The following is a 6,641-nucleotide window of genomic DNA, read 5'->3' as shown; positions in this document are numbered from 1 at the left end:
CGGACCCGCCGGGATTTGAACCCGGGGTCTTCGGATTAGAAGTCCGACGCCCTATCCAGCTAGGCTACGGGCCCTTATATACAACAATAATAAATATGTTTATTGTATTATATATACTTATCTATTTTTAAAATAAAAAAATAAAGGATTAAAATTAATCCTCATGCTCTTTCAGTATCTCCAGTTGCATCATTAACAGCAATGCTATCTACAGCATTTCCGTTTGCGTCATATACGGTAAAGTACCAGTATCCGCCGGAATAATATCCACTTCCAGCATAACATCCTTCTTCTAAAATTGCATCACTTGCAATAGATTTAGCGGATGAGTATGATAATTGTGTACTTTTTGAACTGGAAGAACTTGAACTTGAGCTTCCACTTCCGCTGCCGGAACTTGAGCTTCCACTACTTGAAGAAGTTCCACTTGAAGAACTACCTGAGGAGGAACCTCCAGAAGAACTGCCAGAGCTACTTGATCCAGATCCTGTAGAACTTGAACCGCTGTCTGTAGTTGCTACAGATGAGGACCCATTATTTAAACTTGTACTGTTCCCAATTCCATTTCCAGCATCATCATTTGCACCCATACTGGATAAATCTGAGAAAATTGGGTTATCACTATTGGTTATACCGTATGCAGTAACTGCTGCTGCAATACATAATACAATAATTATTGAAATAATAATATTTGCTTTATCCATCTTTTTCCCTCCTTTCAAGTTAATTAATTATAATAAATAAATTTAGATTTTTATCTTTTATATATATTTCTATTTGTATTTTTTGAAGTTACTTATTAATAATAATAAACATATATAGTAAATGTTAGTTTCTAATTTATAATTGAGGTGACATATTTGAAAGATAGAGTAGTTATATCCCCTACAACTCGTCAAGAGGGCCATGCCGAACTCGTCATGGAAGTAGACGACGAAGGGATTGTTACAAAAGGTATGTATTTAAGTATAACTCCTGTAAGGGGTTTAGAAAAGATGGTTCTTAACAAAGCACCTGAAACCGCTCCAGTTTTATGTCAAAGAATCTGTGGAGTATGTCCTATTCCACATACTTTAGCATCTGCTGAAGCTATGGATATGGCTTTAGGTATTGAAATACCTAAAAACGCTAAATTGTTAAGAAAAGCTGTTGCAGCAGCACATGGAATCAACAGTGCAGCAATTCACCACTTCTTAGTTGCACCGGATGTTGTCCCTGAGGACAAATTCGCAGATGCAGTAGACAGTGTAAGTGAAGTAAGAAAACATGTACAATATGTTGTTGACATGATTGCTGGTGAAGGTATCCACCCATCCGATATTAGGGTTGGAGGAATGGCAAGAAACATCACCCCATTCACAAAAGAAAGATTAATCGAAAGAATGAACGCTTTAAAACCAAAACTCGAAGCACACGTTGAATTCATTAAAAACTGTGTTCTCGAAGCTGGTTTACCTAAAGATTTAGGTGTAGTTAACCAACCATTAATGGCAATGGATGCAACTTACGGTACCAATGACTTTGACATGGACAAATTCTCAGAAGTATTACCTGAAGCATGGTATGATGACCCAGAAATAGGTAAAAAAGCATGTTCAGTAATTCCTTTATGGGAAGGTAACAATGTTGAAACCGGTCCTAGAGCAAGAATGGAAAAATTCTCAGGCTTTAAAGACAAAGGTGTAGTTGCTCAACACGTTGCACGTGCAGACGAAATGATCAAAAACTTCAACGCATGTATGGAAGCATTAGATGCAATTGATACTGCAGCACCTGCAAACGTATCTTACGATAAAAGAGGAACTGGCGAACTTGGATTCGGTGTTATTGAAGGTCCTAGGGGAACTGACGTACACATGGCTCAAGTTAAAGAAGGTAAAACCCAATTCTACTCAGCTATTGTACCAACTACCTGGAACATTCCAACAATGGGTCCAGCTACCGAAGGTTTCCATCATGAATTAGGTCCACACGTAATTAGAGCATACGACCCATGTTTATCCTGTGCTACTCACGTGATGGTAGTTGACGATGAAGACAAATCCATTCTCAAAAATGAAATGGTGAGGATATAAGTAGTGGAGGAAAAATTAAATGCCTTATGACTCAGAAATTATTGTGATTGGATGTGGAAATGTATTATTCAAGGATGATGGATTTGGTCCGATAATTATTAACTTGTTGCAAAAATACGCTAATGACCAAAACGATTATTATGATCCTGCTATCACTGCCTATGTTGAGGATGAATTTGATAAAGATGTTTTAGATCAAATTAAAGAACAGTTTGAAGGCGTAAAGTTGCCGGATGGTGTTCAGTTTATTGATGGTGGAACTGCAGCTCCAACAAACTTTTTCCCATTATATGAAGAATATGACTGGAAAAAACTCATTGTGGTTGATGTTGTTGAGTTTGATGCGGAACCTGGAACTGTTGATACTTTTGATCCGAATATAATGAAAATAGGTAAATATGATAATCCTCACGGAATGACAGTTGAAGAGCCACTTCAAAAAATTTCTGAAAAGTGCGAAGTTGTTGTTGTAGGTTGTAAACCTGCAGAAATCCCAACTCCAGATGTGGATGTGGGGTTAACAGAGCCTGTATCTAAGGCAATTCCTAAAGCTATTAATCTTATTTTAAATGAAATCGGGGTAAAATAATGTTTGATAAATTGAAAAAAGCTTTTGGCGGATCTAAAGAAGAAGTCGCTCCAAAAGTAGAAGAAAAAGTTGAAGCTGCTCCTGAAACACCTAAAGCTGCTCCTGCAGAAGAAAAAGCTGCTTCAGCAAAACCACGTATTGGTTACATACACTTAAGTGGTTGTACTGGAGATGCAATGTCTCTTACTGAAAATTACGACATTTTATCTGCTGTATTAACTGATATGGTTGATATTGTATACGGACAAACTTTAGTTGACAAATGGGTTCACGGTACTTTCGCTGAAGAAATGCCTGAAATGGACTTATGTTTAATTGAAGGATCTGTATGTTTACAAGATGAACACAGTGTTCAAGAACTTTTAATGGCAAGAGAAAAATCTGGTTTAATTGCTGCATTTGGTTCCTGTGCTATGACCGGTTGTTTCACAACCTTCGCACGTGGAGGTCAACAAGCACAACCTAAACACGAATCTTTTGCACCAATTAGTCAATTAGTTAAAGTTGATTTAGCACTTCCTGGTTGTCCTGTAGCTCCTGAAATGATTGCAAAAACAGTTGTTGCATTATGTAACGGAGACATGGAATACTTACAACCTGCAATTGATAAAGCTGCTTGCAACACTGGATGTGGCTGTGACGTATTAACCAACGTAATCCGTAACGGATTATGTACTGGATGTGGAACTTGTGCTCTAGCTTGTCCTACAAGAGCTATGGGCTTTTCTGAAGGTAGACCTAGCTGTGACAGAGATAGATGTATTAAATGTGGATCTTGTTATGCAATGTGTCCAAGAGCATGGTTACCTATAAAAAGAATTAAAGAGGAAACTGGATTATAGGAGGAATGAACATGCCATTAGGAACTTATAAAGAAGCATTATCTGCAAGAGCTACTGATAGCAAAATTACTGATGTATCACAAGACGGAGGAATCGTTTCAGCATTACTCTGTTACGCAATTGATGAAGGAATCATTGAAGGTGCAGTTGTAGCTGGAACTCCTGATGAAGATTGGAGACCTATTCCTACTGTAGTAACTTCCGCTGATGAAGTTATCGCAGCAGCAGGTACCAAATACTCAATGTCCCCAACCTTATCCGCTGTAAAAGAAGCTACCCGTCAATATGGTTTAGAAAAAGTCGGTGTTGTAGCAACTCCATGTCAAACCCAAGGTTTAAGAAAAGCACAAGCTTATCCATTTGCAAGATTTGTTGCTGATAAAATCAAATTAATCATAGGTATCTACTGTATGGAAAACTTCCCTATGGCTTCCCTTGATACTTTCGCAACCGCAAAATTAGGATTTGACTCATTACAAGATGCTACCAAAATGGACATCGGTAAAGGTAAATTCTGGTTAACCAAAGACGGCGAAGACTCTGGTTTAGCTATTAAAGAAACCCACGGATACGAACAAGCTGGATGTAACATCTGTATGGATTACGTATGTGAATGGGCTGACGTATCAACCGGTTCTGTAGGATCTCCTGACGGATGGTCCACTGTTTTAACCAGAACCGATGACGGTGAATCAATCTTTAAAGCTGCTGTTGACGCTGGTTTAATTGAAACAAAACCAATGGACGATGTAAAACCTGGTCTTCCTTTACTTGAAAAATTAGCTAAAGGTAAAAAGGACAAAAACGGCAAAGAACGTGAAAGAAGAGCAAAAATGGGATTACCACTTCCTGTGGAATACTAATTCCACTTCTTTCTTTTTTTTATTTTTTTTAATTGACTTTTATTGGTCGCATTTTTTTTAAAACTAATCTAATACTATTTTTTCATATGAAATTGTTGTAAAAAAAGTGATTTCATTATATATTGTAAATATAATGTTAATGAAGAGAGCGCTCTCTTCATCTTATTTAAATGGTTGTAACGGTACAGCCGTCCTTTTCAATAATTAATGTGTGTTCTTTTTGGCTTACAAAGCAATCCTGTTTTTCACGCAGTGGAGCATATGCATAGACTGCCATCGCATCTGACAATTGCTTTAATGCAATGTTTCCTTTTCTCTCACCGAATTCACTGGTAATCCATCTTCCTGAAAATGGAACAAACCGGTGGTTGTTTTGAATATATTTCAGGACTCTTTGTGTGCTTTTCATTCTGAACGGTCTGTTTTTCATGTATGAGAATATGTAATGTCCCGGAGCATCGTTTACAATCCCCTCTCCGTTTGTTGCAAAGGGTTCGATTGCTACCGCCTGACCTTCATCCAGGATGTAGTGATCATGATTATCGTAGTTTGGGATTGAAATTCCCGCATGCAGGTTATTCTGTTCCAGGCTATGGCCGGTTAAATTGAATATTGGGTTTAATTTGTACTCGGAAATTGCTTCATGAACCGCTTCACCGATTTTTGAGACTTCAATTCCAGCCCTTGCGGTTGCGATTGCCGCTTCAAGGCCGGCTTCGGATGCTTCAACTATCTCCTCATGAAGATTGATCTCGTCTTGGGTATAGTTTTCATCAATGTTTCCATCAGCGATAACAGTGATGGCGGTATCTGCAATATATCCATCAACCATTGCTCCCAAGTCTAGTTTCACCATGTCTCCCGCTTTAATTACGGTTTTGTCATTTGCAGGAGAGGTATAATGTGCAGCCACTTCATTCAATGATACGTTGCAAGGAAATGCAATTTGGGCACCTGATTTTAATATTTCGCTTTCCACATATTCAACTAGGTCAATGACCAATGTTCCTTCTTTTATCATTTTTGAAGCTTCGTCACGTATTTTGGAAGCTATTTTTCCTGATTGTATATAAGATTCCATCATAAGTTTTTACCTTCTGTGTTAATCAATTAAATATTTAATTGATAAAGTTTATATATTAATTTATTAGTATACATTATATATTAATTGGAGGTTAAAAAATGGATATTCCTACAATACCTGACCAAATGTTTTTATTACTTGTATTGGTTATCATAGCTATTGTATTAATTATCATTGTTTTCCAATGGAGAAGTATCGCTCAATCCAAAAATTCAATTGCAATTCTTGAAAAAGAGATTGAGCTTAAGAAAATGTCCATGGTTGAAAAAGACATAGAATCCAAAAGATTAATGGATAATCCTATTCCATTACCGCAGGATCAGCAAGATCGTCTTTCTGAAATAAGACAATCTACCACCGAAGCAAGAAGTCGTGTTGGGTTCCTTCATTCTGAAATCAATGAAAGATTAGCAAGATTGGAAGCTGAAACCGAACAGAGAAAACTTGAAAAAATGCTTACAGAAATTGAAGAAAAAGAGAAGAAACTTAAAGGAATGAAATAGGTGAGAATATGGATGCTATGGAAGTAGTTGCAGTCATTATCCTAATTATTGCAATTGCAGTTTTAGTTTATTATTATTTATTGAATAGTCCTGCCACCATGGATAAATTACGTTCTTATATTCCACAAAGTGCTGATGCGCACATGGATGAAGTTTTAAGTAATTCTTCAGATTATGCTGATTTATCTAAAGATGAACCTTCCGCAGAGAAAGGCAATTCCATGGGTAAAAGAATCAAAGTTAAATTAAGTGACATTGACATGTCCGCTTTGAACACAGATGCTTTTTCTAACAAAATCGATGCATTTTTGGATGCTAAAAGTGAAGAATTGATTAAGGACTGGTCTTTAGCCACTACTGAAGATTTAGAAGATCTTCAATCTAAATTTTCAGAGACAACTGCTAACGTGGATAATTTGGAGAAAGATTTTAATGAATTCAAGAAATCTTCCGAAGAATTCCAAAAATCCACTGAAGAAAAGTTAAACGACTTGGATAAAAGAATCGAATCATTAGAAAATAACTGATGTTATTTTCTTTGATTTCTTCCAATTTAACGAAAACTTTATATATTATATGAATCATATTTAGTAGTGTTACTGATTTTCATATAGCAGGGTGGGGTAGTCTGGTGAACCCGCAGGGCTCATAACCCTGAGATCCCTAGTTCAAATCTAGGCCCTGC

At 36.9% G+C, this 6,641-nt stretch carries 8 protein-coding genes and 2 tRNA genes; 7 read left to right on the top strand and 3 right to left on the bottom strand.

Going from position 1 to position 6,641, the window contains the following annotated elements:
* Together E7Z77_RS07025 and E7Z77_RS07020 are read right to left on the bottom strand one after the other, a co-directional pair.
* A tRNA-Arg gene (locus tag E7Z77_RS07025) sits at positions 1-74 on the bottom strand.
* Positions 75-161: 87 nt separating this feature from the next.
* A complete protein-coding gene (locus tag E7Z77_RS07020) occupies positions 162-704 on the bottom strand; it encodes an endoglucanase (RefSeq protein ID WP_292752001.1) in 543 nt (180 codons plus the stop codon).
* Positions 705-860: 156 nt separating this feature from the next.
* Here E7Z77_RS07020 and frhA point away from each other — a divergent pair, with 156 nt between their 5' ends.
* Genes frhA through frhB form a run of 4 tightly spaced genes read left to right on the top strand, consistent with a single transcriptional unit; the run spans position 861 to position 4,369 of the window.
* A complete protein-coding gene (gene frhA / locus E7Z77_RS07015; RefSeq protein WP_292751998.1) occupies positions 861-2,075 on the top strand; it encodes a coenzyme F420 hydrogenase subunit alpha in 1,215 nt (404 codons plus the stop codon).
* A 19-nt stretch (positions 2,076-2,094) separates the two neighbouring features.
* Positions 2,095-2,664, top strand: coding sequence for a coenzyme F420-reducing hydrogenase, FrhD protein (gene frhD / locus E7Z77_RS07010; RefSeq protein WP_292751995.1), 570 nt, complete (start codon positions 2,095-2,097; stop codon positions 2,662-2,664).
* On the top strand, positions 2,664-3,506 hold the full coding sequence (gene frhG, locus E7Z77_RS07005) for a coenzyme F420 hydrogenase subunit gamma (RefSeq protein WP_292751992.1): 843 nt from the start codon (positions 2,664-2,666) through the stop codon (positions 3,504-3,506). Before frhD ends, frhG begins: the two co-directional genes overlap by 1 nt.
* Before the next feature lie 11 nt (positions 3,507-3,517).
* Positions 3,518-4,369, top strand: a complete 852-nt coding sequence (gene frhB / locus E7Z77_RS07000; protein WP_292751989.1) for a coenzyme F420 hydrogenase subunit beta — start codon at positions 3,518-3,520, stop codon at positions 4,367-4,369.
* Between the two features lie 166 nt (positions 4,370-4,535).
* On the opposite strand, the gene map is transcribed toward frhB, so the two are convergent.
* Positions 4,536-5,453, bottom strand: coding sequence for a type II methionyl aminopeptidase (map, locus tag E7Z77_RS06995; RefSeq protein ID WP_292751986.1), 918 nt, complete (start codon positions 5,451-5,453; stop codon positions 4,536-4,538).
* Positions 5,454-5,551: 98 nt separating this feature from the next.
* Between map and E7Z77_RS06990 the strand changes: the two genes are divergently transcribed.
* The 3 genes from E7Z77_RS06990 (at position 5,552) to E7Z77_RS06980 (ending at position 6,641) form a co-directional block, all read left to right on the top strand.
* The gene (locus tag E7Z77_RS06990; protein WP_292751983.1) at positions 5,552-5,956 is read left to right on the top strand and encodes a hypothetical protein; all 405 of its coding nucleotides are present in this window, start codon (positions 5,552-5,554) and stop codon (positions 5,954-5,956) included.
* An 8-nt stretch (positions 5,957-5,964) separates the two neighbouring features.
* Entirely contained in the window at positions 5,965-6,483 is a 519-nt protein-coding gene (locus E7Z77_RS06985; protein ID WP_292751979.1) for a hypothetical protein, read from the top strand.
* A gap of 85 nt (positions 6,484-6,568) precedes the next feature.
* A tRNA-Met gene (locus tag E7Z77_RS06980) sits at positions 6,569-6,641 on the top strand.

This window comes from Methanobrevibacter sp. (assembly GCF_015062985.1).
Lineage (GTDB): Archaea > Methanobacteriota > Methanobacteria > Methanobacteriales > Methanobacteriaceae > Methanocatella.
The sequence above is the reverse complement of the archived record's forward strand: the minus strand, read 5'-3'. Positions and strand labels throughout refer to the sequence as shown.